This is a genomic window from uncultured Roseovarius sp. (assembly GCF_913057115.1).
Lineage (GTDB): Bacteria > Pseudomonadota > Alphaproteobacteria > Rhodobacterales > Rhodobacteraceae > Roseovarius.
In genome coordinates this window covers 16164-41993 of sequence record NZ_CAJXNN010000020.1, presented here as the reverse complement: position 1 = coordinate 41993, position 25830 = coordinate 16164, and the positions used below count along the sequence as shown (strand labels likewise).

Sequence of the window (25830 nt, the reverse complement as noted above, 5' to 3'; positions counted from 1 at the left end):
TGGGGGCATCCGCGGCAGGTGTTTCCGGCCCCGGTTACCGGCGGCGTTCGGGAATGAGTTGTTGCGCGATACCGGCGAAGAGCAGGTAAAGACTTGTCACCACTAGGCCCCAATGCGCCCAGCTTTCGGGGTGGAAATCGACCCAGGCCGCCCAGCCCGCGAAGAAAGTCCAGGCGAAGGCCATGGGCAGCGAGAGCGCGCGCCAGCGCTTGGTGCGCACCGGGTGGATGAAGCGCAGCGGCAGGAACATGGCCACCGAAAGCGCGCTGACCAGCACGAGGATCAGCCAGATCGGCGGTTGCACCGCGAACATGACCAGCACCGCCATTTGCCAGCAGCCGGGGAAGCCGGAGAAGGATTTATCCTTGGTCTTCATATCCGTATCGGCGAAATAAAGCGCGCTGGCGTAGGTGATCAGGATGATCGCCACCCAGCCCGTCCAACCCGGCAGAAGATCGGATTTGAAAAGCGCGAAGGCCGGGATGAAGACATAGGTCAGGTAGTCGATGATCAGGTCGAGCAGCACCCCGTCGAAGCGTGGCGCGTTCTGCCAGACCAGATACCGGCGGGCCAGTGGCCCGTCGATTCCGTCCACGGCGAAGGCCACGACAAGCCAGAGAAACATCAGATCCCATTTTTCGTCCACGGCGGCCAGCATGGCCAGCATGGCGAAAACCGCGCCACTGGCGGTGAGAAAATGCACGAAGAGTGCCTGTACTTGCCGTTTCATTCAGTGCCTCCGCACCTCTTTGATGGAACTCGCACTCATGCCTTGGGATGGGCCTTGTTGTAAACCTCCATCAGGCGCGAGGTGTCGACCGCGGTATAGGCCTGTGTCGTGCTCAGCGAGGCATGGCCCAGCAATTCCTGGATCGCGCGCAGGTCGCCGCCCGCGTTGAGCAGATGGGTGGCGAAGCTGTGGCGCATGGCGTGGGGTGTGGCGCTGGACGGCAGGCCCAGTTGGTTGCGCACGTTTTCCAGCGCCTTTTGTACGATGCGCGGGTTGAGCGCGCCGCCGCGGACGCCGCGAAAGAGCGGCGCGCCGGGCTCAGTGGGGAAGGGGCAAAGGTGGGTATAGCGCTCGACCGCCTCGCTTGCGGGGGCGATGACCGGCACGACACGCTCCTTGCCGCCCTTGCCCTTGATCCTGAGCGCCTCGCCCATGGGCAGGACATCGCAGGTCAGGCCAAGCGCCTCGGATATGCGCAGCCCGCAGCCGTAAAGCAGGGTGACGACCGCCTGATCACGCGCGGCAACCCAAGGGGTGAGCGATTGACTTTCGGTGGTCTCCAGCACGTCCTGCGCGGCCTCGGGGGCCAGCGGACGGGGCAGTTTGCGTTGATACTTGGGCGAGCGGGCCGAGAGAACGGCGGTGGGGTCGAACCCCTCACGCTCGGACAGCCAGCGGTAGAAACTTTTGACCGCCGAGAGTTTGCGCGCAAGAGAGCGCGGGCCGACGTCTTGGCCGCGGGTGAAGGCCATCCAGCTGCGCATGTCGGAGGTGGTGATCTTGGTCAGCGGACCAATGCCTTGGGCCGCGCCCTTGTGTTGGCTCATAAAGGCCAGAAAGCCCGCGACATCGCGGGCGTAGGCATCGAGCGTGTTGTCGGAGGCCCCTTGCAGGGCTTTTTGTGCCTCCAGCCAGCCTTGCAGGGCGTCGCGGGCGGCGGGCGATATCATGACAGCCAGCGGCGCATGGCCCGTTCGAAGACACCCGCGAAGAAGGCCAGAAGATCGGTGCCCTGTTGCGGGGTGAATTGGTGCGGGTCTTCGGCGCCCATGGCGAGCATCCCCGGCAGGCGGCCTTCGCCGAAATCCAGCAGCAGGCAGGCCTCGGACCGCACGAAATTGGCGTCCTGGCCGTAAATCCGTGCGTCGCCTTCGTGGATTTGGCGCAGGGTGACTTGCCGGGGGTCCGAATTGCGCCCGCCGGTCAGATAGGATTGGATGAACCCCGGTTCGGCGACCGAGAGGACATCGCCCAGCCGTTTGATGGCCGGGTCACTGTCATCCTGCACGGTTTCCAGCACCAGTTTGACGCTATCCACGCGCAGGATCTCGGCCACGTCGCCGCCCAAGTCCTTGATGAAAGCCTCGAATTCCACCGGGTCGAGCATCCGCAGGATGGCGCGATGTACCTGGTTGGTGCCAGCGAGGTTTTCGTAGGCGGCGGCGATGACCGAGCGGTGGGTGTCTTCAAGGCGGTCAAGACGCGCCTCGAGCCGTTCCATGGCAATGCCCCGCAGGTCGACGATATTGCCGCCCATCGCGCGCTCGTTCGCGGCGATGAGGGCGCGCATAAGGTCTTGATCCTCAAGGATAACATCGGGCTGCGCGATGATACGCTCGCGCAGTGTGTCGTCGATCTGGGGGGTGCTGCTCATTTGTCCCTCGTCTTGTTTTGCGGGGTTATAGCACGAGGTTACAGGATTTTCTGCCCCGTTTTTTCCCAATCCGCCAAGAAAGTCTCAAGCCCCTTGTCGGTCAGTACGTGCTTGGCCATCGCCTTGATCACACCCGGCGGGGCGGTCATCACGTCGGCGCCGATCTGGGCCGATTGGAAGGCGTGGTTGACGGTGCGGATCGAGGCGGCGAGAATTTGCGTGTCGAACCCGTAGTTGTCATAGATCTGCCGGATGTCGGCGATCAGTTCCATGCCATCAAGGTTGATGTCATCCAGGCGCCCGATGAAGGGCGAGATGAAGGTGGCCCCCGCCTTGGCGGCCAGAAGCGCCTGATTGGCCGAGAAGCACAGCGTGACGTTGACCATGTTGCCTTCGCCCGAAAGCACCTTGCAGGCCTTGAGGCCATCCCATGTGAGCGGCACCTTGACGGCGATGTTATCGGCGATCTTGGCCAGTTTGCGGCCCTCGGCAATCATCGCCTCGGCCTCGGTTGCGACGACCTCGGCGCTGACCGGGCCATCGACCATATCGGCGATTTCGCGGGTCACTTCGAGGATGTCGCGGCCGGATTTGAGGATCAGCGAGGGGTTGGTGGTGACCCCGTCGACCATGCCCAGTTCATTCAGCTCGGCAATGGCGTCGACGTCGGCGGTATCAACGAAAAATTTCATCTGTGGAGGTCCCTTTGCGCGGGTTGGGGTTTTTCATCCCTGCGTTTACCCCATAGAGTGACCTGCCGAAACCCCTGTCATGGAGAGTGTACGTGTCCGCGCCCGGTAAATCCTATTTTGTCGAAGGCGAGTTGGTGGGCGTGTTGACCACGCAACCGCTGGACCGGCTGTTGGACTACCGCGCGCCGGAGGGGGGCTGTCATATCGGGGCCTTTGTCGAGGTGCCGCTTGGGCCGCGCAAGGTGCTGGGCGTGGTCTGGGGGCCGGGGCGCGGCGATTTCGATATTTCCAAAGTCCGGCATGTGATCCGGGTGCTGGACGTGGCCCCGATGCGGGGCGAGATGCAGGAATTTTTGCGCCGGGCGGCGGACTATACCCTGACGCCGATGCCCGCGATGCTGCGGTTGGCGAGCCGTGCGCCGGGGTTGAGCAATCCGCCGTCGATGCAGAAGATTTACCGGCTGGGCCATGGCACGCCGGACCGGATGACCGATGCGCGCCGCCGGGTTCTGGACGTTCTGGAGGAGTATGGCGGGCTGTCCTTCACCCTCAAGGAACTGGCCGAGATGGCCGGGGTGTCGACCAGCGTGGTCAAGGGCTTGGTGGCGCAAGGGGCGGTCGCCGAGGAGGAAGCGCCGCGTGATCTGCCCTTTGCGCCGCTTGATCCCGCGCATGGCGGCAAGGCCCTGACAGAAGATCAGGCCACGGCGGTTTCGGTGCTGCGCGAGGCGATTGAAAGCAGGGCCTATGGCACCACGCTTTTGCGCGGGGTGACAGGCTCGGGCAAAACCGAAGTCTATCTTGAGGCCGTGGCCGAAACCCTGCGGCAGGGGCGGCAGGCGCTTGTGCTGTTGCCCGAGATCGCCCTGACCGCCGAGTTCATCACACGGGTCGAGGCGCGGTTTGGCGCCAAGCCCGCCGAGTGGCATTCGGGTGCCACCATGACCGAGCGGCGGCGCATCTGGAAGATGGTGGGCCAAGGCGGCTGTGAGGTGGTGGTTGGCGCGCGCTCGGCGTTGTTTTTGCCCTACCGGGACTTGGGGTTGATCGTCGTCGATGAGGAACACGACACCTCCTACAAGCAAGAAGAAGGCGTGCTTTATAATGCCCGCGATATGGCGGTGCTGCGCGCGAGCCTTTGTAGCGCACAGGTGATTTTGGCCAGTGCCACGCCCTCGCTGGAAAGCTGGGCCAATGCGGAGGCCGGGAAGTACCGGCGGCTGGACCTGACCGCGCGCTTTGGCGAGGCGGTGATGCCCGAGATGCGGGCGATTGATATGCGGGCGGAAAGCCTGCCCTCGAACCGGTGGATTTCGCCCAGCCTTCAGGCGGCGGTCAATGCGCGGATTGCCAAGGGCGAACAGGCGCTGTTGTTCATCAACAGGCGTGGCTATGCGCCGGTGACGATTTGCCGGGCCTGTGGGCATCAGATCGGGTGCGATCATTGTGACGCGCGGATGGTGGAGCATCGGTTTCAGAAACGGCTGGTTTGCCATCAGTGCGGTGAGACCAAGCCGGTGCCGGAGGTGTGCCCCGAATGCGAGGCGGAGGACCGGCTGGCGGCGGTCGGGCCGGGGGTGGAGCGGCTGAGCGAGGAGGCGCAGGCGCTGTTCCCCGATGCCAAGATTGCGACGCTGAGTTCGGACATGTTCGGCTCGGCCCGGGCGCTGAAGGCGCAGATTGCCGAGATTGCCGAGGGCGACATCGATATCGTGATCGGCACGCAACTGGTGGCCAAGGGGCATAACTTTCCGCGCCTCACGCTGGTCGGGGTGATTGATGCGGATCTGGGCCTGCAAGGGTCAGATTTGCGCGCGGCGGAACGGACCTTTCAACTGATGCGGCAGGTGGCGGGGCGCGCGGGGCGCGCGCAGGCGCGGGGCACGGCGCTGTTGCAGACCTTCCAGCCCGAGCATCCGGTGATCCGGGCCATTCTGTCGGGAGATGAAGAAGGCTTTTGGAAGGCCGAGGCGGCGGCGCGGCGGGAGGCGGGGGTGCCGCCCTATGGGCGCATGGCCGGGATCATCCTGTCCTCGACCGATGCGCAGGAGGTGTTTGATTTCGCCGCTGAACTGGCGCGGCGGGATGGGCCGGTGCGGGCGGTTGGCGCGCAAGTTTTCGGGCCGGCACCTGCGCCGATTGCGCGGGTGCGTGGGCGGCATCGGGTGCGGCTGTTGGTCAAGGCCCCCAAGGGCGTGGCCCTGCAAGGTGCGGTGGCGCAATGGGTGGGGCAGTTGAAGCCACCCACGAATTTGCGGCTGGCCGTGGATATTGATCCACAGAGTTTTTATTGAAGCGCATGTGGTGCGAAGCGCGAAATCCTTCAAAGAGTTCGGCGTTACCGTCGCACCTCGACATCCGCGTGCCGGGTGGCCAGAATACGCCCTTCACGCGACAGGGTCACATACCCCCGGTACGCCCCGGCGGGCCAGCCGCCGTCAGGCGCCTTACGGCCCATGGCGCGGAAAAGCTGTGTTTCCGGGGTGTCTAGTGTGACTTCGTTGCGAAAGACCTCGCCATCAGGCCCGGTGATGGTAAAGCGCAATTGGTCCCCCGGCTCTGCGAAAAACACATGCCCATAGAGCACAAGGTTTGATCCACCCCGCGCGGTTTCAATGCGCGCGCGGCCCGATTTTACCGCCTCAAAACTTGGCACATCGCCGGAAAACCCGGCGGTGAACAGGCCCGCCCGGTCATAGCCCGGCGCGTCCAGCCACAGCCCATCACCTTGCGCCGCGCCGCAGGTATCGCGGGCCTCGGGGTTGAAGGGGTCCACAATCTGCCCGTCTTTCAAAACGCCCAGATGCACATGCGGCACGTTGGTCAGCCCACTTAGCCCGACGCGCGCCAGCACGTCACCGGCCTCAACCCGCGTGCCGTTCTCAACCTGCAAGCTGCCCTTCTGCAAATGGCAATACAGGGTGTGCCAGCCCTCGCCATGGTCGATCCGCACCGCATTGCCGCATTCGCGCCCGCGTATCGCTTCGCGTGTCTCGGCACTGACCGCAACATCGGCCATCCCGTCACGGGTGGCGTCCACGACACCGGGGGCCGCGGCCAGAACATCGACGCCGCGCGCCATGTCCTCGAACGACAACAGCACGATATCGGTGCCGCGATGCCCGTCGCGGGATTTCAAACCGCAGGTATAATCGCGCTGCCCCTCGCCGGGGCGCGCATCCACGTAGTCTTCGATGTAGCAGGATTGGCCCAGCGTGCAGTCAATCGGCAGGCTCAGGGCCGGGGGATCGGCCGCCACCGGGGCGGCGACCGTCCATAACAATGCGGCAAGGCTGTGCCGCAACGCGTTCATCACTCCGCGGTCAGAAGCGGCGGCTTCTTGCCCGACAGGCGCGGACGGTCGGGGCCGGAAAGCTTCAGGTCGATCTTGCCGTCCTTGACGCCCACCTTGACCACGCCACCCTTGGCCAGTTTGCCGAACAGCAATTCCTCGGCCAGCGGCTTCTTGATGTGCTCCTGGATGACCCGTCCAAGCGGCCGCGCGCCCATCTTGCTGTCATAGCCCTTCTCGGCCAGCCATTCGGCGGCGGGCTTGGTCAGTTCGATGGTCACGTTGCGATCCATCAGTTGCGCCTCAAGCTGCAGCACGAATTTCTCGACCACTTGCAGGATCACCTCCTTGGGCAGCGGCGCGAAGGAGATCACCGCATCCAGACGGTTGCGGAATTCCGGGGTGAAGGTCCGCTCGATCGCGGCGGTATCCTCGCCCTCGCGACGATCGCGGCCAAAGCCCACGGCGGATTTCTCCTGCTCGGCGGCGCCCGCGTTCGAGGTCATGATCAAGACCACGTTGCGGAAGTTCACCGTGCGCCCGTTATGGTCGGTCAGGCTACCGTGGTCCATCACCTGCAACAGGATGTTGAAGACATCCGGGTGCGCCTTTTCGATCTCGTCCAGAAGCAGCACGCAATGCGGATGCTGATCGACGCCATCGGTCAACAGGCCGCCTTGGTCAAAGCCCACGTATCCCGGCGGCGCGCCGATCAACCGGCTGACGGCGTGCTTCTCCATGTACTCCGACATGTCGAACCGCAGCAGTTCCACCCCCAGCAGGTCGGCCAATTGCTTGGCCACCTCGGTCTTGCCGACGCCCGTCGGCCCGGCAAAGAGGTAGTTGCCGATGGGTTTTTCCGGCTCCCGCAGGCCTGCCCGGGCCAGTTTGATAGACGCCGACAGCGCCTCGATGGCCTTGTCTTGGCCAAAGACCGTCCGCTTGAGCGAGCCTTCGAGATCCTTGAGAACCTCGGCATCGTCCTTGCTGACGTTCTTGGGTGGGATGCGCGCGATCTTGGCGACCACGGCTTCGATTTCCTTGGCCCCGATGCTCTTGCGACGTTTCGAAGCCGCCATCAGGTGTTGCGCCGCGCCCGCCTCGTCGATCACGTCGATCGCCTTGTCGGGCAGCTTGCGGTCATTGATATACCGCGCCGAGAGGTCCACCGCCGATTTGATGGCGTCATTGGTGTATTTGACGCTGTGATGCTCCTCGAAATAGGGCTTGAGGCCCTTGAGGATCTTGATCGCATCATCGGTGGTGGGTTCGACCACGTCGATTTTCTGGAACCGGCGGCTCAATGCGCGGTCCTTCTCGAAATGCTGGCGGAACTCCTTGAAGGTGGTGGAGCCCATGCAGCGCAGCTTGCCACCCTGCAACGCCGGTTTCAGCAGGTTCGAGGCATCCATCGCCCCGCCCGACGTGGCCCCCGCACCAATCACCGTATGAATCTCGTCGATAAAGAGCACCGCGTCGGGGTGGTCCTCCAGCTCGGTCACCACGGCCTTCAACCGCTCTTCGAAATCCCCGCGATAGCGCGTGCCGGCCAAAAGCGCGCCCATATCGAGGCTGTAGATCGTGGTTTTCGACAGCACCTCGGGCGTCTGGCCCTTGATGATCTTGTGCGCCAAGCCTTCGGCAATCGCCGTCTTGCCCACGCCCGGATCGCCCACCAGAAGCGGGTTGTTCTTACGCCGCCGGCAGAGCACCTGAATGCAGCGCTCCACTTCGGAATCGCGGCCAATCAGAGGGTCCACATCCCCCGCGCGGGCCTTTTCGTTCAAATCCACGCAATACTTGGCCAAGGCCGATTCCCCGGCTTCCACCGCATCGGACTCCTGCGCCGCGCTTTCGCTTTCCTCGCCCATGCCATCGACCCCCTGCACCGGGCGCGCTTCGCCATAGGCCGGGTCCTTGGCCACACCATGGGCGATGAAATTCACCGCGTCGTAGCGCGTCATGTCCTGCTCTTGCAGGAAATAGGCGGCGTTCGATTCACGCTCGGCAAAGATCGCGACCAGCACATTCGCCCCGGTCACTTCGGTCCGGCCCGAGCTTTGCACATGGATCGCCGCACGCTGAATGACCCGTTGGAAGGCCGCGGTCGGCACCGCCTCCGAGCCTTCGATCTCGGTCACGAGGTTCGAAAGGTCCTCGTCGATGAACTCGACCAGAGTACTGCGAAGGTCTTCTGTATCCACGCTGCAGGCTTTCATCACGCGCGCCGCGTCGGGTTCGTCAATCAACGCCAGAAGCAGATGCTCCAGAGTTGCAAATTCGTGTTGCCGCGCATTGGCCAGCGCCAGCGCGGCGTGAATCGCCTGTTCCAGGGTGTTCGAGAATGAAGGCACGTCGGGTGCTCCTTCTGATCTGGGTTGATGAGCGAGCCCACCAACCTTGGCCTCATAACCTTAAAGTTTGGTCGATATTGCCATGGCTTCAAGGATTTTCTGGTCACACCCGCTCACTTTTCGTGTCGGATGCACCTTTTGCGTCAGGTGACGGGTCAAAACCTGTCCTTTCGGGTACGGATTTCGGCAAAGACATCCGCAGGCTCCGCACCTTCCATGCCAATCGCGGCCTGAAGGCCCGGGTCACCGGCACGCAGGAAGGGATTGGTCTCCAACTCCTCTCGGAGCACCGAAGGGACAGTCGGCTCACCCTTTGATCGGGCCTCCTCGACCGCCTTTGATCTGGATATAAGCCTCGGGTTGTCCGGATCAATGCTCAGAGCGAATTTCGCATTGGCCATGGTGTATTCGTGGCCCGAACAGATCACCGTATCCTCCGGCAACGCGGCCAGCTTCGACAGGCTTTCCCACATCTGCGGCATTGTGCCTTCGAACACTCTGCCACATCCAAGCGCCATGAGGCTATCGGCGGTAAAGGCGAGTTTCGAGGCCGGGAAGTGAAAGGCGATATGGCCCACGGTATGGCCCGACACGTCAATCACCGTACCCGCCTCGTTGCCGATCTTCACGACATCGCCCTCGCGCACCTCGATGTCCAACGGGGGCAGGCGATGCGCATCTGCCGCCGCGCCGGTAACCAAGGCCGGGGCCTGTTCCAGAAGCGCGGCCAGCCCATCCACGTGATCCCAATGATGATGCGTCAGCAACACATCCGTCAACGTCCAGCCGCGCCGTTCGAGCGCATCCAGAATGGGCTGCGCCTCGGGCACATCGACCACCGCGGTCGCCCCCGTGTCGGGGTCATGCACCAGATAGGCATAGTTGTCCGAGAGGCACGGAACGGTCTCAAACTCTAATGTCATGGTGTTTCCCCAATTGCCGGTTATTGTTACCCTCAAGACTGAAGGAACATAGACGCGGCTGCAATGCATCTCGACGTGCAAGACCTCAGGAATTTTTATTACCGCAGTCAATTGGGGCGCGCGGCGCAGAAAACCGTGCGCGAATCCGTGTTGAACCTCTGGCCAGAGGCGCAGGGGCAAACCGTTGTAGGCTATGGCTTTGCCGTGCCTTTCCTGCGCCCCTATCTGGCCGATGCGCGTCGAACCATCGGATTGATGCCGGGGCCGCAGGGTGTCATTGGCTGGCCGCAGGGGATGGAGAATGTCTCGGTCCTGTGTGAAGAAACCCGCTGGCCTCTTGAAACAGGGCATGTCGACAAGCTGCTGGTCGTGCATGGGCTTGAGACCAGCGAACAACCCTCGGCGCTTTTGGAAGAATGCTGGCGGGTGCTGGGGCCGGGGGGCTCGGTCCTGTTCGTGGTGCCGAACCGCGCCGGCCTTTGGTCACGCAGCGATGCGACCCCCTTCGGCTATGGCCGCCCCTATTCGCAGTCGCAGTTGGAAAATCAGCTTAAAGCGCATCAGTTCATGCCGCTGCGCCATCGCACGACGCTTTACCAGCCGCCGTCAAGCCGCCGCTTCTGGCGCAAGACCGCCGGGATGTGGGAGCAACTGGGCAATCAACTGTCCCCGGTGGCGGCGGGCGGAGTGCTGATGGTCGAGGTCACCAAGCGCGTGCAAGCCCCCTCTGGCCCGGGCCTGCGCGAAACCGTGCGGCGGCCCTTGGAGGTTCTTAAGCCCAAGCCCGAGGCCAAGCCGGTGTGACGGTTTCAGAATCGGCTCGGCCCACAGCGAACATCGCCTGCGCGGAATCAAGGCGCGGTACGCGCCGCCGCGCATCGTCCATTGGCTGGCAGGCGATTGCTCGCAATCGCCGAGAAGTGGGCCGCCCCCTCGGCACGGCGATTGGGTTGGTCAAGGCGCGTCAATTGGATATTATGCGCCAGTGGCTGAGATAAAGCGCATCAGCCCAAGGGTGGACCGCCGTACCGCGGCCCGCCGATGCGCGGCTTGCTCGTGCGTATTTACATTTTGGCTAACCCGGCTTGCGCCGCCAAACCCGCTTTGGCCCCGCGTTCCGTACGAAACGTACGACCCGTACGATCGTTTTCCGCGACCCCCCGATTTTCGTACGAAAATCGTGGTTAAAACGTACGACTCGTACGTTCGATCTTTTTTCGCGCGTCTTTACTTTGCTTAAAAAACTGTGAACTGATGTGCGCCATGAATGACCACGTCAAAGGCCTGCTGATTACCACGCTTGGGGTGCTGTTTGTTGTCCCGGACTCGCTCTTTGTCCGGTTGATCGACGCCAGCGCGCCCACCATCACCTTTTGGCGTGGCATGGTTTCGGGCTCGCTCATCCTTCTGGGATTGATTGTTTTTCAAGGGATTAGCGGTTTCAAATCGGTTTTGAAAACCGGTATGCCGGGGTTGATCTACACGGTTTTGATCGCCGCCACAGCGCCGGGCTTCGTTCTGGCCGTGACATGGACCAGCGTGGCCAATGTGGTTTTCATCATCGCCTCGATGCCGGTCTTCGCCGCGATCTTCAGCCGCGTCTTTTTGGGCGAACCTGTCAGCCGCCGCATGGTGTTAACCATGATGGGCGTTTTCGTGGGGCTCGGCGTCATCGCATGGGGCTCCGGCGAGACCCACGGCGCGCATTGGTCGGGGGATCTGGTGGCGCTTTGCGTCTCGGCCAGCTTTGCCGCGGCGATGACCGCCGTGCGCAAGGTGCGCGCAACATCTATGGTTCCGGCGATTCCATTGGCCTATATCGGGGCTTCGCTCGTGGTCTGGCCGCTGGCTGACCCACTGCCCGCGTGGGAGGCGCAGTGGAACCTGATTCTCGCCCATGGGGCCTTCATTACCGTATCGACCACCCTGTTAACCCTTGGCCCTCGCTACATCAGCTCCGCCGAGGTCGCTTTGCTCATCTTGCTGGAATCGGTGTTGGCCCCGATCCTTGTCTGGGCCATCGTCGGGGAAGACCCGGGGCCTTGGGCGCTTGCGGGGGGCGTGGTTGTCATCGGCGTACTTTTCGTGTCGAACCTATGGGTGTTGATGCATCGCCGCCGGATGCGTAACAGGCCGCAGCCGCGCACGGGGCCGCCTGTTTAAGGCCTTGTTATCAAAAAGGTTTCACAGGCTCTTGGCGCACGTCAGAAGTCCGCGTTGACACCGGGCAGGTTGAGTTCCCGGATCAGGTCACGCAATTCCTGTCGTGCGGCCACGTTCGAAATATTGAGCTGCTTCACCCCGATATCCTTGAGATCCAGCAGGGTCAGGCCACGTGGGAAAAGCTCGCGAAAGATGACCCGCTCGTTGAAGCCGGGGGCCGTGCGAAACCCGATACGCTTGGCCAGGTTTTCCAAGGCCTCGCCCATTTTTTTCTTGTTAACCATCTGCTGCGCCCCCAACCGGTTCCGCACCACCACCCAATCAATCGGCTTCAAGCCAGCTTGGGCGCGTAACTGTCTGGCATTCCACACCATTTCCGAATAGACGGAGGGGCCAAGGATCTTTTTCCCATCGTCGTCTATATGCGCCAGAAGGTCGAAATCCACAAAGCTGTCGTTGAGAGGCGTGACCAGAGTATCCGCCAAGCTATGCGCCACCTGGCTTAACCGGGTGTGCGACCCCGGACAATCAATCACGATGAAGTCGCTGTCGGGCTCCAGTTCGGCAACGGCCGCAGAGAGGCGCCGGTCATAGATGTTTTCCCCCTGCTTCAGCGTCTCCGGGTCCACCTCGGGAAGATCGTGGTAGTAAGGACTGGCAAGGTTAAGCCCTGATTTCTCAAGGAATTTCCGGCGGTTTTCGGAGTAGCGGCCAAAGGTCTTCTGGCGCAGGTCAAGATCAAGCGCGCTCACCTTGCGGCCCATGCGTGCAAGGGCCGTGGCCACATGCATGGACACTGTGGATTTGCCCGCGCCGCCTTTTTCATTTCCGACGACGATAATATGCGCCATATCCCCCAACCCCCTTTGACTCACGTGTTAGCCCGTGACGGTGGCAACACATTATCTGCCGGGTGCTAAATTGGAAAGCCCCAGATGATGCGATCAAGGTTGGTTCTTGTTGATGCGCGTCTTTTGCGCAAGCCCCTTGGCCAAGGGCGCAAGATATGCTTCGTATCGCTGCCAGTCGCGCCGATTGCCGTTGTACACGGGCTTGCGCACCTGTGCAGCACTTGCCGTCAGGACAGGGTTTTTGGCCGCATCGGGGCGCAGGCAGTCATCCGACCAGCCAAGCCCACAAAACGAAACCAATCCTCGTGCCCGTGCCTCGAAGTCAGCAACAAGTTCCGCGTATGGCAACGTGAGAATGCGATCGGGGAACCGGTCTTGCCATGTCTGCATGAGGTCTGCGTGCAAGTGATAGAATGCGGCAAGGTTCTCTTGGTCGTAGGCAAACCCGTTCCCGTTTGACGTGAAGCACGTTCGATAGTTTGACCAACATGTCTCCATCGGGTCGCGAACAATATGAACAACCTGCGCGTCTGGCATTGCGGCCAAAGCCAATCCGGCCCACCGAAAATCGAGCGGTGTTTTGCAGGTGATGGTCGGGCGGTCGCGCGCGTAAAGCGCCAGGTCTGATCGTAGGGAGGTCGCAAGTGTTCCGAGGTCGGAAGGCGCCAAGTGCTTGCGACCGTCATCTCGCACCTGTCGCAGGATCGCGGATGCCGCGATCCCGAGAGATGGAATTTCACCCGCAGAGTGAACTCCGGGCGCGCCTGAAAGAATGCGCTCGGTAAGTGTTGTTCCCGAGCGTGGCATGCCGACGATGAAGATCGGGCGTGGCCCTGAGGTGGCGGGTGCTGTCCTTGGGATGTCTTGGGTCAGGAGGTCAAGATACTTGAACAGCGCAACATCACGCGAGATGTCATAGCGAAGCTGTTGGTGGCGGAGTGTATTGCCGCGTTTGAGATGGTCGAACGCCTCCTCCCTTTCGTCGATCTGATCGAGTGCTTCGAAAAGAGCGAAATGCAAGAACGCCCGATCGGAGCATGGGATATTCGTTTGCCTCGACAGGGTGCGAAGCGTTTTCAGATGGGGGTGCCCGGGGGAGTATCGGGTCAGGCGTGCGAGGTTGCGGTGTGCTTGTATGTTGTCATGGCAGGTTTCAATTGCAGCACTGTAATGGCTTCGTGCCGCCTTCGTGTCGCCCTGTGCAGCGGCGAGAATACCTAGATTTGCTTGAGCCGCGCTTGTTGCTGGGCGCGCGCGGCTTGTCTGGAGCACTTGTTCATGGGCCCGGCGGGCAAGGTCGACTTCGCCCAAATCACGTAGCAGTGTCCCCAGAAGATTGATGGCGTCCACATGCGACGGGTTCAGTTCGATCGCGCGAGTTACAGCGTGATACGCGGGGCGGTGATGGCCGCGCCGTTCGCGGCATTGCGCAAGGACATACCAAAGATCGGCGGTATCGGGGGCCAAGTCGCAGGCTTTGACGAAACATCGCTCGGCTTCGGACAGTTTTTGCAGGTCACTCAGAGCTGCACCGCAGTTGCGCCAAAGCTGGGCGTCATGGGGGCGGGATTGAAGCGCTGCCTGATAGATTCTAAGGGCCTGTTCCGGTTTGCCCAAGGCGCGCAGGCAGGCCGCGCGGATATCCGACAAGGCTGAAATGTCCGGGGCTTGCCGATGCAGGGCCGTGGCTTGCTTGAGCGCAGTGTCATACTCGCCCGCGTGATAGAGCGATATGACAGTGTCGATCTGCGCCTGATCTACGCCGCGCGCCTTGGGGTTGGGTGCGTCGAGTGAGAGTAACCCGTCTTTTGCACGGCGATTGGCCGGAAAACGGGAAAGCACTTGTTCATAGTACGCGCGCGCTTCGTCTATTGCACCGCGTCGTTGCGCGCGCTTGGCCAAGTCGAGTGTTTGCGAAATGCTCCGGTCTTTGACAGCCATACCAACCCTTTCCTGCACGATCTGGCCCGCAGGGTGGCGGCAATTGGTTTAGATTTCGTCATGCCCGGACAAACAAAGACGCCGCCCCCGGGGAGGGCGGCGTCTTTGGCATTACATCGGAAAGGGTGATTAGAAACCCAGACCGGCGTATTTATTCTTGAACTTCGACACGCGGCCGCCGGTATCCATCAGGCGGGTGCCGCCGCCGGTCCATGCCGGGTGTGCCGAGGGGTCGATGTCGAGGGACAGGGTGTCGCCCTCTGCGCCATAGGTCGAGCGCATTTGAACAACGGTGCCATCGGTCAGCTTGACATCGATGAAGTGGTAATCGGGGTGAATGTCTTTTTTCATCGTGCCGCTCCTTATGCCGATGCGCCGGACTTGGGCTTGTAAGTGGTGTCTTCGGCGATACGGGCCGACTTGCCGCGGCGCGAACGCAGGTAGTACAGCTTGGCGCGGCGAACGCGGCCACGGCGTACTACGGTGATGCTTTCGATGTTCGTCGAGTAAAGCGGGAACACACGTTCCACGCCTTCACCGAAGGAAATCTTGCGCACGGTGAAGGTTCCGGCGATACCCGAACCGTTCTTGCGGCTGATGCAGACGCCTTCGAAGTTCTGAACACGGGTGCGCGTGCCTTCGGTCACCTTGTAACCGACGCGGATGGTGTCACCGGCTTTGAAATCCGGGATGGTCTTACCGAGCTCGTCGATTTGCTCGGCTTCGAGTTGTGCGATCAGGTCCATCTGATCATCTCCTAACATTGCTTGCGGTTTGTCCCGCAAAGGTGTGGTGCGGCCTGAGAGCTCTTGGTCTTCGTCCGGGTCCGCGTGTCGCGCCCGCCAGAGATCAGATCGGCGTTATCTGCTGTTTCGTGTCGTCCGTTCGGTGCGGTCTTGCCTGCCCGGATGAAGAAACCCGAAGGCACAGGCGCAACAGAAAACACGCCCGACTCAGAATCCTGAGCGGGATGGGCGGCTTTTAGGCAAAAAAAACCTGTCTGGCAAGGGCCGAGGCGGCTTATTCCGCCTCGCGCTTTTGGTAGGCGTCCCAAAGGTCGGGGCGGCGGGATTTGGTGACTTCCTTGGCCTGTTCGTGGCGCCATTTGGCGATCTCGCCGTGGTGGCCCGACATCAGCACATCGGGGATCTTGTGGCCCTTCCACTCGGGCGGACGGGTGTATTGCGGATGCTCCAGAAGACCCTCGGAAAAGCTTTCTTCCTCGGTCGAGTCGGCATTGCCCAGAACCCCGGGGATCAAGCGCACGGTGGCATCGAGCAGGGCCTGCGCGGCGATCTCGCCTCCTGTGAGGACGAAATCCCCAAGACTAACCTCGTGGATGCCGTAGTGCTGGATCACCCGTTCATCCATACCCTCGAACCGGCCACATATCAGCGTGACGCCGGGTGTTTGTGACAGGTCGCGCGCCATGGCCTGATCAAAGCGACGACCCCGGGGGCTAAGGTAGACGAGGGGCGCGGCGGGGGGCATGGTGCTGCGGGCCTCGTCAATGGCGCGGCCCATGACATCGGGGCGCAGGACCATGCCTGCGCCGCCGCCTGCGGGCGTATCATCGACATTGCGATGCTTGCCTTCGCCGAAGCGCCGCAAATCGACAGTATCCAGCTGCCAAAGCCCGTCCTTGAGGGCGCGGCCTGTCAGGCTTTCGCCCAAGACACCCGGGAAGGCCTGCGGCAGAAGGGTGATGACCTGCGCCCGCCATGCCCGCGCCAGACGCGGGTTTTCCGCCATCAGGTCTTGGGGTTTTAGATTGGCCGAGATGGATTTGCGACCGTGGGACTTGGGCGTATTGCTCATTTGTCCTCCGGAGCGGGGAAAAGGCCCTCGGGCGGGTCTGCGATGATGCGGCCTTGGGTCAGGTCGACGGTTGGCACGGCCTCACGCGTGAAGGGCAGAAGCACGGTAGATTTGAGCGCGGGGCCATGCACCTCAAGCAAATCACCGGCCCCATGGTTGAGGACCGCTTTCACCCGGCCAAGGCTGCCACCTGCGGTGTCGTAGACCTCAAGCCCAATCAGGTCGGCGTGGTAGAATTCATCATCCGGGAGCGAGGGCAAACGCTCACGCGGCACAAACAGGCGCACACCGCGCAGGTCGTCGGCCTGTTCCTTGGTTAAAACATCGGAAAGCCTAACAACCAAGGCCCCTTTGGCGGTTTGGCCGGTCAGGGTGACGGTGAATTCGCGGCTTCCGTCTTCGGTGGTCAAAGCCCCGTAGGCGGTCACGTCTTCAGGTTGGCTGGTGAAGCTTTTGAGACGCACCTCGCCCTTTACACCAAAGGCACCGGCGATTGCGCCAAGGCATATTTGATCGGTCATTGCACCGCTCCTGTGCAGATGGGGCCATTCATGGTGCCGCCCTTGGCTGTGCAGCGTTCGCCGTGGGCTTGGCGTTCGAAGAGAATACCTGCGACAAAGGTGATCAAGCAAAGCATGACAAGGCGGATGATGCGGAACATTCTAGCGGTCCTCGATCGGCAGGTGGCGGCGCCGATCTTCCCACCCGGCCTTTTCAAGCTCGGGCGTCTCGCTGGCCTCTTCCGGCCAACCGACACAGAGATAGCCCACCAAAACCCAATCTTTTGAGATATTTAGGTCGGCATTCAAGCGCTCGGGATCAAGGATCGAGACCCAGCCGACGCCAAGGCCATGGGCGCGGGCGGCGAGCCAGAATTGGGTGATCGCCCCGACGACGGAATAGCGGCGCATTTCGGGCATTGTCCCTGCGCCGAGGCCTGCGCCCTTGTCGGTGCTTTCATCGCAGAAAATCGCCAGTTGCACCGGCGATTCTTGCATTCCTGAAAGCTTCAAAGTGCTGTAAAGTTTGGCTTTTTCGCCGCTGTAGCCTGCGAGGGCCGCATCGTTGGCTTGGGTGAAATTCTCAAGCACCGCAGCACGGGCCGCAGCACTTTCGACGCGGACAACGCGCCACGGCTCGCTTAACCCCACGGATGGGGCGAGGCAAAATGTGTCGAGGCAGGCGGCAAGCACGTCCTCGTCCACCGGGTCGGTGCGGAAGCGGCGCACGTCGCGCCGCCACCGCATCAGATCCCGAAGGCGGTTCTGGAAGTCGGGGGAAAAGTCAGACATTCCAGTGCCTTAACCAGCTTATTCTTCGCTGGCGGCCTCTTCGGCGGGCGCCTCTTCAGCCGGGGCAGCAGCGGCTTCGGCGGCTTCTGCTGCTTTGGCGGCTTTCTCTTCGGCGCGTTCCTGGGCTTTCTTGCCGGGGGTGCCTTTGTTGGGATTGTTACGCTCTTTCTTGGCGATGACACCGGCAGCTTCCAGCATGCGCGAGATACGGTCCGAGGGCTGTGCGCCTTGGTCGAGCCAGTATTGAATGCGCTCCATGTTCATTTTCACGCGCTCTTCGCTGTCTTTCGGCAGAAGCGGGTTGTAGGTGCCCAGCTTCTCGATGAAGCGGCCATCGCGCGGCATGCGGCTGTCGGCGGCGACGATGCGGTAAAAGGGGCGCTTTTTGCTGCCACCACGGGCAAGGCGGATTTTCATGGCCATTGTTGATTTCTCCTTTGAATGGCGTGGGTTAGCTGGATTTCAAACCAGCTTTACGATTGTTGTTGGCGGTGATGCTGGATCACCTCGGCGATAATGAAGTTCAGGAACTTCTTGGCGAACTCCGGGTCCAGGTCGGCCCGGTTTGCCAGGTCTTCGAGCCGTGCGATCTGGGCCTCTTCGCGGGCCGGATCGGACGGGGGAAGGTCGTGTTCGGCCTTGAGTTTTCCCACGGCCTGGGTGTGCTTGAAGCGCTCGCCCAAGGTATAGACGAGGATCGCATCAAGGCGGTCGATGCTTTCGCGATGCCCCTTGAGCAGGGCCGCGGCGCGGGCGGTTGCGTCATCAGACATGGGCACCTCCGAAGGCAGGGAAGGATCGTACGAGTCGTACGAAGACCCCCTGAGTTTCGTACGAAAATCGGGCCGGTCCGAAGACCAGTCGTACGAGTCGTACGAAACGCGGCGTGATATGGCGGCGAAACTCAGTCAATGGCGAACCCTTTCGGCTTGAAAAGGGGGTCGCAGTAGTGGCTGATCTCAAGCTCGATCCCATCGGCGATCTGACCCGATTTCAGCTTCTCGGGCGAGGGGTGGCGATAGACGGCGTCGTTGCCATCAATCGTGGCGGCCTCTTTATCCTTCACCGCACCGAGGCGTTCGGCCAGCCGGATGGAATCGAGGTTCTTGGGGTCGATATAGCTGACCGCGCCATCCCAGCCGAGTTCGTTGTAGAAGTACTTGCGCGCGGCATTGGTGGCCTCAAGCGCGTAGCCGTGCCCGGCCTTGTCAGGCCAGATGATCCAAGCGATTTCGCGTTCGGGCCATTTGGCGGGGAACCAGCCGCCGGCCATGCCGTAGGTTTCGTCGGTCTGTTTGTCGTGGATCATCCACATGCCGAAGCCGCGAATGTTCCAATGACCGATTTCGGCGGCGTAGAGCATCCATGTCTCGTAGGCGTTCAAAGGCCCGCCCATGAAGCGGGCGCGGTAGGACGAGAACGTTGCCTTGAAGTTGGGGTAGTCATCCGGTTCAGGCCCGCGCAAGACGAGCCGCCGGGTTTCCAGCGTGGGGATGGACGAGGTTGGCATCAGGCGTAGGCCTCCATTCCACCGTTTTCCAGATCGGCAGGCGCGAGGTGACGCCAGATTTCGACCGGCCCATAGATGGGGTCGTCATACATCTTTTCAAAGCTGGCGCCGAGGCGGCGGGCGACGGATTTCGATGCCTCATTCGCCGGGTCGATTTGGGAAATCGCCGTGTCCCACCCCAAAACGTCATAGGCATGGGCGCGGGCAGCAATGGCCGCTTCCGTAGCAAAGCCTTGGCCGGTGGCGTGGGGCATCAGCGTCCAGCCGATTTCGCGTTCCATCCAGCCTTGCGGGAACCACAGGCCGACGCGGCCTTGGTAGGTCCCGGTTTCTTTATCTTCCAGACCCCAGAACCCATAGCCGCGGAAGGCCCAGTGGCCCATCAGCATGGCGAGGTTGCGCCAGACCTGTTGTTCGGGCAGCGGCCCGCCGACAAAGCGCGAGGCGTCCGAGGCGTAAAAATCGCGCTCGGCCTCGAAATCGCTCTCGCGGGGTTCGCGGAGGATCAGGCGCTCGGTCTCAAGCGTGGGGATGGGGAAGCTGCCGTTCATCGCCCTAGCCCTTCGGCCTCGGTATCGGCCCTGTAGGTGTGCATGGACGGCGCATAGCCGGGTGGTGATGCCTCTGGATCAAAGTGCATCCCAATGCGTTCGGCGACCCGGATGGAGGCGGCATTCTCTGGGGCGATGCGGGCGATCAGCGCGGGCCCATGCCATTTCGCCAACACGGCCTGTGCGGCCTCGGTCGCATAGCCTTTCCCTTCCTGTGCGGCGGTCCAAAGTGTCCATGTCAATTCCGCTGGGTCGGCGGGATCGCAATGCAAAACGCCGGCGTGCCCGATGGCGGTGTCGCGCAGGCTGATGGCGTAGCGCCCGTAGCCGCGCAACGCCCATTGGCCCGCCATGGCAAAGAACCGGTTGACTGCGTTCTGGCGCGACTGAGGGCCACCCACGCCGTCGGTGCGGTCGCCTGTGTAATAGGCGACATAGCCGTCGAGATCGCGCATCTCGAAGGGGCGGAGGACTAACCGCTCGGTCGATATGGTTGCTGGCAGCGTCATTTTTTCTTTCCGAAACCGGAAAGGCCGGGGGGCAGGCCCTTGCCGCCGCCCAAGCCGGGCAAGCCGCCGCCGGGTAGACCGCCGCCCATTTGCTTGGCGGCTTGTTCGAGGGCCTTTGGGTCCATGCCTTGCAGGTCTTCGGGGCCCGGACCGCCCGTGCCGCCTTTGCCGAACATGCCTTTCATGGCCTGTTTCAGCATGCCGCCTTTGCCCATCTTCTTCATCATGTCGCCCATCTGCCGCTGCATCTTGAGCAGCTTGTTGAGTTCCGACACTTCTAGCCCTGCGCCCTTGGCGATGCGTTTCTTGCGCGAGGCTTGCAGGAGTTTGGGGTTGACGCGTTCTTTCTTGGTCATCGACTGGATCAGGGCGATCTGGCGCGAAATGATCTTGTCGTCGATGCCGGCGCCTTCCATTTGCTTGGCCATTTTGCCCATGCCGGGCATCATGCCCATGACACCTTCCATGCCGCCCATCTTTTGCATCTGTTCAAGCTGCATCTTGAGGTCGTTCATGTTGAACTGACCCTTCTGGAAGCGCTTCATCATCTTTTCGGCCTGTTCGGCCTCGATGGTTTCCTGCGCCTTTTCGACAAGGCTGACGATGTCGCCCATGCCCAAGATGCGGCCGGCGATGCGCTCGGGCTCGAAGGTCTCGATGGCGTCCATCTTTTCGCCCAAGCCCACGAAGCGGATCGGCTTGCCGGTGACGGCGCGCATGGAAAGGGCGGCACCGCCGCGCCCGTCGCCATCCATCCGGGTGAGGACCACGCCGGAGATGCCGATCCGGTCATCGAAGTTCTGGGCGGTGTTGACCGCGTCTTGGCCGGTCAGGCCGTCGACCACCAGCAGGGTTTCGCGCGGGTTGGCGACATCGCGCACCGCTTCGACCTGTGCCATCAGTTCTTCGTCGATCGAGAGGCGACCGGCGGTGTCGAGCATGTAGACGTCATAGCCCCCGAGGCTGGCCTGGGTCTTGGCGCGTTTGGCGATGGCGACCGGGTTTTCGCCCTTGACGATGGGCAGGGTATCGACGCCGATTTGCGTGCCGAGGATCGCCAGCTGTTCCATGGCCGCCGGGCGGTTGACGTCGAGCGAGGCCATGAGCACGCGCTTGCCGTCTTTTTCCTTGAGGCGTTTGGCCAGTTTGGCGGTGGTGGTGGTTTTACCGCCGCCCTGAAGGCCGACCATGAGGATGGGGGCGGGGGGGTTATCGATTTTCAGCGCGCCGGGGTCTTCGGCACCTGTGAGGGTATCGACAAGCGCGTCGTGGACGATCTTGACGACCTGTTGGCCCGGGGTGACGGATTTGGTGACCGCTTGGCCGGTGGCCTGTTCTTGCACCTTCTTGACGAAGTCGCGCGCGACGGGCAGCGAGACGTCAGCTTCGAGCAGGGCGACGCGGACCTCGCGCAGGGCGGTTTTGACGTCTTCCTCGGTGAGCGAGCCTTGTTTCGTCAGCCGGTCGAAGACACCGGACAGGCGTTCGGACAGATTTTCAAACATGTCGCGGCCTCCTTCGCCGGTTTCAAGTTCTGCCCCCAAGGTAGGTAGGGACGTGCCAAATCACAAAGGCCCCCACGGGCGAAACTCGCTGGTGGGGGGCGATCCCGGGCTTATGCCCATGGGACCGGAAGCATCGTGGACTTCCGGAAAGTTGAGGCGGCTTTACTGTGTGGGAGGGGCGGAGTCAAGTCGGGCCCGCGTGGGGGCGGGCCCGGTGCCTGCGGTCAGGCGGCTTTGGTAAGCTGCGCGATTTGGGCGTTGGCGCGGGCGAGGCTGGCCTTGGCATCCAGCGCCATTTGATCGGCGGCGACCACGGTGACGTCGGTGATGCCGATAAAGCCGAGGATGTGGCGCATGTAGGTTGAGGCAAAGTCAATCTCGGAGCCTTGGGCGGTGCCGCCCGAAGCCATGGCGAGGATGGCGCGTTTGCCGGTCAGAAGACCCTCGGGGCCATCGGCGGTGTAGCGGAAGCTGCGGCCTGCGCGGGCGACGTTATCGACCCAAGCCTTGAGCGCGGCGGGCGGGGCGAAATTGTAGACGGGCAGGCCGATGACGATGGTCTCGGCCGCCTCAAGCTCGGCCAGTAGCTCATCAGAGAAGGCCAGCGTTTCGGCTTGGGCTGTGGTGCGGTCCTCGGGCGGTGTGAAGTTGGCGGTGACCCAGCCTTCGGTGATTTGCGGCACGGGTGTTTGCAAAAGGTCGCGGTGGATCACCTGCGCCCCGGTGTGGGCCTTTGTGATGCGGGCGGTCAGGTCACGGGTGACGGAGCCTTGCGTGCGGGCCGAGCTGTCGATGCGGAGTAGGGTTGTCATGCGGGTCCTCGTTGGGTTGCTTTTGGATATTGAGGATTAATTTGCATTGTGCTTAAATAAACGCAATACGACCAATTCAACAGGCAATGTTTGAAATTGCACGAACCTGGATGAGACATCATGGACAACTGGGACGAGATTCGCACGGCCTTCAATGTGGCGCGGGTTGGCACGGTGAGCGGCGCGGCGGAGGTTCTTGGAGTGCACCATGCGACGGTGATCCGCCATATCGACGCCTTGGAGGAACGGTTGGGCGTGAAGCTGTTTCAACGCCATGCGCGGGGGTACACACCGACCGAGGCGGGCGAGGACCTGATGCGTGTGGCGCAGGCGACGGATGACCAGTTCGCGCAGCTTTCGGGGCGGATCAAGGGGCGCGGCAATGACGTGTCCGGCGATCTGGTGGTGACCTCATTGGGCAGCGTAAGTCATTTGTTGGTGCCGGTGCTGACCGAGTTTCAGCAGGCCTATCCGGAGATCGTGGTGCGCTACCTGACGGGCGACCGATTGTTCCGGCTGGAATATGGCGAGGCGCATGTGGCGGTGCGGGCAGGTGCCGCGCCGGATCAGCCCGACAACGTGGTGCAGCCCTTCGTGACGCAGGAATTTACTCTGTTTGCCAGTGACGGCTATATCGCGCGGCACGGGCTGCCCGAGGGCGAGGCGGATTTGGCCGACCATTGGTTCGTGGGCGTTGATGATCCAAATTCGCGCGCGCCCTTTTTCCGGTGGATGCGCGAAACTATACCGCATGAGCGTGTGGTGTTCCGTAGTGGGGACGTACATGCACAGCGCCGCGCCATTCAGGAGGGGGCGGGGATTGGCTTCATGTCGCGGCTTCACGCCGCTGAAATTGGTGGGCTGACCGAGGTGGTTCCGCCACGTGAAGAATGGTCGGCCCCCCTGTGGTTGGTCACGCATATGGATTTGCACCGCACCAGCAAGGTGCAGGCTTTCTTGTCTTTCCTCAAGGAGCGCGCCGCGGATTGGGCCGCCCTATGAGCGACGCGGCGCGTGGCCATTTGGCGATGCTGCTGTTTTCCGGGCTGATCGCGGGGTCATTTGCGCTCAGCTCATTGGCGAGCCCTTATATCGCGTCGACCGCGATGAACGCCCTGCGGTTTGCCTTGGCGGCCCTCATTCTGGGGGTGGCGGCGCATCTGCGCGTGGGCTTGCACCCCGCGCAGTTTCGCGCGCCTTGGCGCTTCGTGGTTCTGGGCGGGCTGATGGGGTTTTATTTCGTCACCATGTTCGAGGGGCTCAAAACCGCGCCGCCGGTGAGCCTTTCGACGGTCTTTACCCTGACCCCGGCGATTTCGGGGCTGTTTGGGTACATTCTGCTGCGGCAAATCATGACGCGGCGGATGGCGCTGGCTCTGACAATTGGCGCGCTGGGTGCGGTGTGGGTGGTGTTCCGGGCCGATTTGCAGGCGTTTCTGGCGTTCGAGATCGGACCGGGGGTGGCGCTTTATTTCGCAGGCTGTGTGGCGCATGCGCTTTACACGCCCTTGGTGCCGCGCCTGAACCGGGGTGAAAGCCCGATTGCCTTTTCTTTCGGCGCGCTTGTGGCGGCCAGTGCGATGATCCTGCTGGTCGGCTGGAGCGATATTCGCGCCACCGATTGGGCGAACCTGCCGCTCATTGTCTGGATCGCGATTGGCTATACCGCGGCCATGGCGACGGCTGCAACTTTCGTGTTGTTGCAATATGCCTCGCTGCGCCTGCCGAGTGCGAAGGTCATGGCCTATATCTATCTTACGCCGGTTTGGGTGATCGTCTGGATGGCGGCGCTGGGCGAAGGCCTGCCGCCATTGAAGCTATTGCCCGGAATCGCCGTCGTCCTTTTGGCCTTGGCTTTGTTGCTCAAGGATGAGCATGGATCACAGGAAGCCTGAGTTTCTCAGGCCGCGTTTCAACTGGCGGAAAAAGACTTGGGGCTTGTCCGGATCGCGCCCTTGGCCGGGTGGCAACAGGGGGTTGAGCGTGACCAGCTCAGCCTCGCAGAAGGCGTGGATTTGCGCAACGAGCGCGTCGAAGACATCCTGCCGGTGACGGCGTTGAATGAGGCCGACTCGCGTACCTTTCTGCAAGACGAAGGGCGCGAGGTGGAAGGCCGATCCATCGGGGCCGACGATCTGTTTGGCGGCCATGTAGCGGCTGCACTGGTCGGCGAGCGAGTGATCTTGCGGGTGGAAGATGGTGTAGCCGGCACGCGTCATCAGGGTGACGACGCGATCTTCTTGATCCATGGCCTGGGCGGCATCCTTGAGGGCGGTGCGCGCGACATAGAGTTTTTCAGGGCCTTCGGGGGTGATCTGCGAGGTGAGCCGTTGGCGGATATGCTGGCGAAACTGGGGCGTCGCGGTGAGCCAGTTCATGTGCCCAAAGCCTTGGGTGGGTACGTAAAGGGTTTCGACGTGAAGGGGCGTATCGGCAATGCGGACCGGCAAGCCACCAGACAACAGATCGAAGAATTCGCCCAAGCGGCGGCGCATCACCGCGCCGAAATCAATGCCGTGCTTGGGGATCACGACGAGACCGTCGCAGGGCGTGGCCTGATGATCGAGAGCCCAGAGCCGGGTGATGGTTTCCACGAGGAAATGACCGAAGTGATGCCGCCCCAGCCCGGCATAGAGGTGACGACCGGGCAAGGTTGTGGCGGTTGCGGGCGCTTGTGGGATACCTGTCATTCGGCCCGCCGAGAGGCGGGTGGTGGAGATTTCGCAAAACGAGCCATCGGCGCGCAGCACGCCGCAGGCCTGTTCGCGGCCTTCTCCCATCGGGACAACGGTGGCGCCTTGCAGGGTTTCCACCTGTGCGGCGGGCAGGGGGCCGAATGCATCAACCATCCTCGGGCAGTTCCTTGGCGAGGAAGCGCTCAAAGGCGTCAAGGTTCACGGCCTCGAATTGCCCGAAGCCCTGCATCCAGATGCTGGCGTCGCGCAGGGCGTCGGGTTCCAGCTTGCACCATTTCACGCGGCCGCGCTGTTCTTGGCTGATGAGCCCTGCGCGGGTGAGGATGCCGAGGTGCTTGGAGATGGCGGCGAGGCTTTTATCGAAAGGGGCGGCCACGTCGGTTACGGCCATGTCGTCTTCAAGCAGCATGGCCAGAATGGCCCGCCGGGTCGGATCGGCGAGCGCGTGGAAGACTGTATCGAGGTCATTGGCCATGGGTCTTGTTAAGCCGCGCGTTTGCGGTGGCGTCAACTGCTTTAGGCTGTTTGATCTGCCGC

At 62.2% G+C, this 25830-nt stretch carries 29 protein-coding genes; 5 read left to right on the top strand and 24 right to left on the bottom strand.

What is annotated here, in order from left to right; all coding sequences use genetic code 11:
* Nucleotides 1-34: 34 nt before the first annotated feature.
* From QZ498_RS10085 to fsa, 4 genes are read right to left on the bottom strand one after another with little or no spacing between them, the layout of a single operon-like run.
* The gene (locus QZ498_RS10085) at nt 35-730 is read right to left on the bottom strand and encodes a phosphatidylcholine/phosphatidylserine synthase (RefSeq protein WP_294621878.1); all 696 of its coding nucleotides are present in this window, start codon (nt 728-730) and stop codon (nt 35-37) included.
* A 35-nt stretch (nt 731-765) separates the two neighbouring features.
* Nucleotides 766-1680 (bottom strand): tyrosine recombinase XerC, encoded by a 915-nt coding sequence (locus QZ498_RS10080; RefSeq protein WP_294621876.1) that lies wholly within the window; start codon nt 1678-1680, stop codon nt 766-768.
* Nucleotides 1677-2384 carry a DUF484 family protein gene (locus QZ498_RS10075; RefSeq protein WP_294621873.1) on the bottom strand — a complete coding sequence of 236 codons (708 nt, stop codon included), beginning with the start codon at nt 2382-2384 and terminating at the stop codon, nt 1677-1679. Before QZ498_RS10075 ends, QZ498_RS10080 begins: the two co-directional genes overlap by 4 nt.
* A 38-nt stretch (nt 2385-2422) precedes the next feature.
* Nucleotides 2423-3076 (bottom strand): fructose-6-phosphate aldolase, encoded by a 654-nt coding sequence (gene fsa, locus QZ498_RS10070; protein WP_294621871.1) that lies wholly within the window; start codon nt 3074-3076, stop codon nt 2423-2425.
* 92 nt (nt 3077-3168) lie between these two features.
* Here fsa and QZ498_RS10065 point away from each other — a divergent pair, with 92 nt between their 5' ends.
* Nucleotides 3169-5370 carry a primosomal protein N' gene (locus QZ498_RS10065; protein WP_294621869.1) on the top strand — a complete coding sequence of 734 codons (2202 nt, stop codon included), beginning with the start codon at nt 3169-3171 and terminating at the stop codon, nt 5368-5370.
* Nucleotides 5371-5414: 44 nt separating this feature from the next.
* Here QZ498_RS10065 and QZ498_RS10060 read toward each other — a convergent pair whose 3' ends face one another.
* The 3 genes from QZ498_RS10060 to gloB all read right to left on the bottom strand — a co-directional run bounded on the left by QZ498_RS10060 (nt 5415) and on the right by gloB (nt 9645).
* Nucleotides 5415-6389, bottom strand: a complete 975-nt coding sequence (locus QZ498_RS10060) for a M23 family metallopeptidase (RefSeq protein WP_294621920.1) — start codon at nt 6387-6389, stop codon at nt 5415-5417.
* Nucleotides 6389-8722, bottom strand: coding sequence for an ATP-dependent Clp protease ATP-binding subunit ClpA (gene clpA, locus QZ498_RS10055; RefSeq protein ID WP_294621867.1), 2334 nt, complete (start codon nt 8720-8722; stop codon nt 6389-6391). The genes QZ498_RS10060 and clpA overlap by 1 nt, the downstream gene beginning before the upstream one ends.
* 155 nt (nt 8723-8877) lie before the next feature.
* Nucleotides 8878-9645 (bottom strand): hydroxyacylglutathione hydrolase, encoded by a 768-nt coding sequence (gene gloB / locus QZ498_RS10050; protein ID WP_294621865.1) that lies wholly within the window; start codon nt 9643-9645, stop codon nt 8878-8880.
* A 63-nt stretch (nt 9646-9708) separates the two neighbouring features.
* Between gloB and QZ498_RS10045 the strand changes: the two genes are divergently transcribed.
* Together QZ498_RS10045 and QZ498_RS10040 are read left to right on the top strand one after the other, a co-directional pair.
* Nucleotides 9709-10449, top strand: coding sequence for a methyltransferase domain-containing protein (locus tag QZ498_RS10045; RefSeq protein WP_294621863.1), 741 nt, complete (start codon nt 9709-9711; stop codon nt 10447-10449).
* Nucleotides 10450-10908: 459 nt separating this feature from the next.
* Nucleotides 10909-11808, top strand: coding sequence for a DMT family transporter (locus QZ498_RS10040; protein WP_294621861.1), 900 nt, complete (start codon nt 10909-10911; stop codon nt 11806-11808).
* 41 nt (nt 11809-11849) lie between these two features.
* On the opposite strand, the gene QZ498_RS10035 is transcribed toward QZ498_RS10040, so the two are convergent.
* From QZ498_RS10035 to QZ498_RS09965, 15 genes are all read right to left on the bottom strand, one after another.
* The gene (locus QZ498_RS10035) at nt 11850-12659 is read right to left on the bottom strand and encodes a division plane positioning ATPase MipZ (protein ID WP_294621859.1); all 810 of its coding nucleotides are present in this window, start codon (nt 12657-12659) and stop codon (nt 11850-11852) included.
* Nucleotides 12660-12752: 93 nt separating this feature from the next.
* Nucleotides 12753-14600, bottom strand: coding sequence for a tetratricopeptide repeat-containing sulfotransferase family protein (locus QZ498_RS10030; protein WP_294621857.1), 1848 nt, complete (start codon nt 14598-14600; stop codon nt 12753-12755).
* Between the two features lie 129 nt (nt 14601-14729).
* The gene (gene rpmE, locus QZ498_RS10025; RefSeq protein WP_154149950.1) at nt 14730-14951 is read right to left on the bottom strand and encodes a 50S ribosomal protein L31; all 222 of its coding nucleotides are present in this window, start codon (nt 14949-14951) and stop codon (nt 14730-14732) included.
* An 11-nt stretch (nt 14952-14962) separates the two neighbouring features.
* The gene (gene rplS, locus QZ498_RS10020; RefSeq protein ID WP_294621853.1) at nt 14963-15346 is read right to left on the bottom strand and encodes a 50S ribosomal protein L19; all 384 of its coding nucleotides are present in this window, start codon (nt 15344-15346) and stop codon (nt 14963-14965) included.
* Between the two features lie 274 nt (nt 15347-15620).
* Complete coding sequence (gene trmD, locus QZ498_RS10015; protein WP_294621851.1) at nt 15621-16418, bottom strand: tRNA (guanosine(37)-N1)-methyltransferase TrmD; 798 nt, start codon at nt 16416-16418, stop codon at nt 15621-15623.
* Complete coding sequence (gene rimM / locus QZ498_RS10010) at nt 16415-16939, bottom strand: ribosome maturation factor RimM (protein ID WP_294621849.1); 525 nt, start codon at nt 16937-16939, stop codon at nt 16415-16417. Before rimM ends, trmD begins: the two co-directional genes overlap by 4 nt.
* Nucleotides 16936-17079, bottom strand: coding sequence for a hypothetical protein (locus QZ498_RS10005; protein ID WP_294621848.1), 144 nt, complete (start codon nt 17077-17079; stop codon nt 16936-16938). The genes rimM and QZ498_RS10005 overlap by 4 nt, the downstream gene beginning before the upstream one ends.
* Nucleotide 17080: 1 nt before the next feature.
* Nucleotides 17081-17710, bottom strand: a complete 630-nt coding sequence (bluB, locus tag QZ498_RS10000; RefSeq protein WP_294621846.1) for a 5,6-dimethylbenzimidazole synthase — start codon at nt 17708-17710, stop codon at nt 17081-17083.
* An 18-nt stretch (nt 17711-17728) separates the two neighbouring features.
* Nucleotides 17729-18133 (bottom strand): 30S ribosomal protein S16, encoded by a 405-nt coding sequence (gene rpsP / locus QZ498_RS09995; RefSeq protein WP_294621844.1) that lies wholly within the window; start codon nt 18131-18133, stop codon nt 17729-17731.
* A gap of 50 nt (nt 18134-18183) precedes the next feature.
* Nucleotides 18184-18483 (bottom strand): chorismate mutase, encoded by a 300-nt coding sequence (locus QZ498_RS09990; RefSeq protein ID WP_294621842.1) that lies wholly within the window; start codon nt 18481-18483, stop codon nt 18184-18186.
* Nucleotides 18484-18614: 131 nt separating this feature from the next.
* Nucleotides 18615-19220 carry a GNAT family N-acetyltransferase gene (locus QZ498_RS09985; protein ID WP_294621840.1) on the bottom strand — a complete coding sequence of 202 codons (606 nt, stop codon included), beginning with the start codon at nt 19218-19220 and terminating at the stop codon, nt 18615-18617.
* Nucleotides 19220-19771 (bottom strand): GNAT family N-acetyltransferase, encoded by a 552-nt coding sequence (locus QZ498_RS09980; RefSeq protein ID WP_294621838.1) that lies wholly within the window; start codon nt 19769-19771, stop codon nt 19220-19222. The genes QZ498_RS09985 and QZ498_RS09980 overlap by 1 nt, the downstream gene beginning before the upstream one ends.
* Complete coding sequence (locus tag QZ498_RS09975; RefSeq protein WP_294621836.1) at nt 19768-20280, bottom strand: GNAT family N-acetyltransferase; 513 nt, start codon at nt 20278-20280, stop codon at nt 19768-19770. Before QZ498_RS09975 ends, QZ498_RS09980 begins: the two co-directional genes overlap by 4 nt.
* Complete coding sequence (gene ffh, locus QZ498_RS09970) at nt 20277-21785, bottom strand: signal recognition particle protein (RefSeq protein WP_294621834.1); 1509 nt, start codon at nt 21783-21785, stop codon at nt 20277-20279. Before ffh ends, QZ498_RS09975 begins: the two co-directional genes overlap by 4 nt.
* Before the next feature lie 224 nt (nt 21786-22009).
* Complete coding sequence (locus QZ498_RS09965) at nt 22010-22597, bottom strand: NAD(P)H-dependent oxidoreductase (RefSeq protein WP_294621832.1); 588 nt, start codon at nt 22595-22597, stop codon at nt 22010-22012.
* Nucleotides 22598-22717: 120 nt separating this feature from the next.
* On the opposite strand from QZ498_RS09965, the gene QZ498_RS09960 reads away from it, so the two are divergent.
* The gene (locus QZ498_RS09960) at nt 22718-23599 is read left to right on the top strand and encodes a LysR family transcriptional regulator (protein ID WP_294621830.1); all 882 of its coding nucleotides are present in this window, start codon (nt 22718-22720) and stop codon (nt 23597-23599) included.
* Complete coding sequence (locus tag QZ498_RS09955) at nt 23596-24492, top strand: DMT family transporter (protein WP_294621828.1); 897 nt, start codon at nt 23596-23598, stop codon at nt 24490-24492. The genes QZ498_RS09960 and QZ498_RS09955 overlap by 4 nt, the downstream gene beginning before the upstream one ends.
* Here the strand turns inward: QZ498_RS09955 and QZ498_RS09950 are convergent.
* Nucleotides 24478-25446 carry a glycosyltransferase family 61 protein gene (locus QZ498_RS09950; RefSeq protein WP_294621826.1) on the bottom strand — a complete coding sequence of 323 codons (969 nt, stop codon included), beginning with the start codon at nt 25444-25446 and terminating at the stop codon, nt 24478-24480. The two genes, QZ498_RS09955 and QZ498_RS09950, sit on opposite strands and share 15 nt — an antisense overlap.
* Nucleotides 25439-25768: a helix-turn-helix transcriptional regulator gene (locus tag QZ498_RS09945; protein ID WP_294621824.1), complete on the bottom strand. Its 330-nt coding sequence runs from the start codon at nt 25766-25768 to the stop codon at nt 25439-25441. Before QZ498_RS09945 ends, QZ498_RS09950 begins: the two co-directional genes overlap by 8 nt.
* Between the last annotated feature and the right edge of the window lie 62 nt (nt 25769-25830).

Bases quoted from the DNA above. Each gene is read 5' to 3' on its own strand.
- QZ498_RS10085 (WP_294621878.1), bottom strand. From the start codon at position 730: ATGAAACGGCAAGTACAGGCACTCTTCGTGCATTTTCTCACCGCCAGT.
- QZ498_RS10080 (WP_294621876.1), bottom strand. From the start codon at position 1,680: ATGATATCGCCCGCCGCCCGCGACGCCCTGCAAGGCTGGCTGGAGGCA.
- QZ498_RS10075 (WP_294621873.1), bottom strand. From the start codon at position 2,384: ATGAGCAGCACCCCCCAGATCGACGACACACTGCGCGAGCGTATCATC.
- fsa (WP_294621871.1), bottom strand. From the start codon at position 3,076: ATGAAATTTTTCGTTGATACCGCCGACGTCGACGCCATTGCCGAGCTG.
- QZ498_RS10060 (WP_294621920.1), bottom strand. From the start codon at position 6,389: ATGAACGCGTTGCGGCACAGCCTTGCCGCATTGTTATGGACGGTCGCC.
- gloB (WP_294621865.1), bottom strand. From the start codon at position 9,645: ATGACATTAGAGTTTGAGACCGTTCCGTGCCTCTCGGACAACTATGCC.
- QZ498_RS10045 (WP_294621863.1), top strand. From the start codon at position 9,709: ATGCATCTCGACGTGCAAGACCTCAGGAATTTTTATTACCGCAGTCAA.
- QZ498_RS10040 (WP_294621861.1), top strand. From the start codon at position 10,909: ATGAATGACCACGTCAAAGGCCTGCTGATTACCACGCTTGGGGTGCTG.
- QZ498_RS10035 (WP_294621859.1), bottom strand. From the start codon at position 12,659: ATGGCGCATATTATCGTCGTCGGAAATGAAAAAGGCGGCGCGGGCAAA.
- QZ498_RS10030 (WP_294621857.1), bottom strand. From the start codon at position 14,600: ATGGCTGTCAAAGACCGGAGCATTTCGCAAACACTCGACTTGGCCAAG.
- rpmE (WP_154149950.1), bottom strand. From the start codon at position 14,951: ATGAAAAAAGACATTCACCCCGATTACCACTTCATCGATGTCAAGCTG.
- rplS (WP_294621853.1), bottom strand. From the start codon at position 15,346: ATGGACCTGATCGCACAACTCGAAGCCGAGCAAATCGACGAGCTCGGT.
- trmD (WP_294621851.1), bottom strand. From the start codon at position 16,418: ATGAGCAATACGCCCAAGTCCCACGGTCGCAAATCCATCTCGGCCAAT.
- rimM (WP_294621849.1), bottom strand. From the start codon at position 16,939: ATGACCGATCAAATATGCCTTGGCGCAATCGCCGGTGCCTTTGGTGTA.
- QZ498_RS10005 (WP_294621848.1), bottom strand. From the start codon at position 17,079: ATGTTCCGCATCATCCGCCTTGTCATGCTTTGCTTGATCACCTTTGTC.
- bluB (WP_294621846.1), bottom strand. From the start codon at position 17,710: ATGTCTGACTTTTCCCCCGACTTCCAGAACCGCCTTCGGGATCTGATG.
- rpsP (WP_294621844.1), bottom strand. From the start codon at position 18,133: ATGGCCATGAAAATCCGCCTTGCCCGTGGTGGCAGCAAAAAGCGCCCC.
- QZ498_RS09990 (WP_294621842.1), bottom strand. From the start codon at position 18,483: ATGTCTGATGACGCAACCGCCCGCGCCGCGGCCCTGCTCAAGGGGCAT.
- QZ498_RS09985 (WP_294621840.1), bottom strand. From the start codon at position 19,220: ATGCCAACCTCGTCCATCCCCACGCTGGAAACCCGGCGGCTCGTCTTG.
- QZ498_RS09980 (WP_294621838.1), bottom strand. From the start codon at position 19,771: ATGAACGGCAGCTTCCCCATCCCCACGCTTGAGACCGAGCGCCTGATC.
- QZ498_RS09975 (WP_294621836.1), bottom strand. From the start codon at position 20,280: ATGACGCTGCCAGCAACCATATCGACCGAGCGGTTAGTCCTCCGCCCC.
- ffh (WP_294621834.1), bottom strand. From the start codon at position 21,785: ATGTTTGAAAATCTGTCCGAACGCCTGTCCGGTGTCTTCGACCGGCTG.
- QZ498_RS09965 (WP_294621832.1), bottom strand. From the start codon at position 22,597: ATGACAACCCTACTCCGCATCGACAGCTCGGCCCGCACGCAAGGCTCC.
- QZ498_RS09960 (WP_294621830.1), top strand. From the start codon at position 22,718: ATGGACAACTGGGACGAGATTCGCACGGCCTTCAATGTGGCGCGGGTT.
- QZ498_RS09955 (WP_294621828.1), top strand. From the start codon at position 23,596: ATGAGCGACGCGGCGCGTGGCCATTTGGCGATGCTGCTGTTTTCCGGG.
- QZ498_RS09950 (WP_294621826.1), bottom strand. From the start codon at position 25,446: ATGGTTGATGCATTCGGCCCCCTGCCCGCCGCACAGGTGGAAACCCTG.
- QZ498_RS09945 (WP_294621824.1), bottom strand. From the start codon at position 25,768: ATGGCCAATGACCTCGATACAGTCTTCCACGCGCTCGCCGATCCGACC.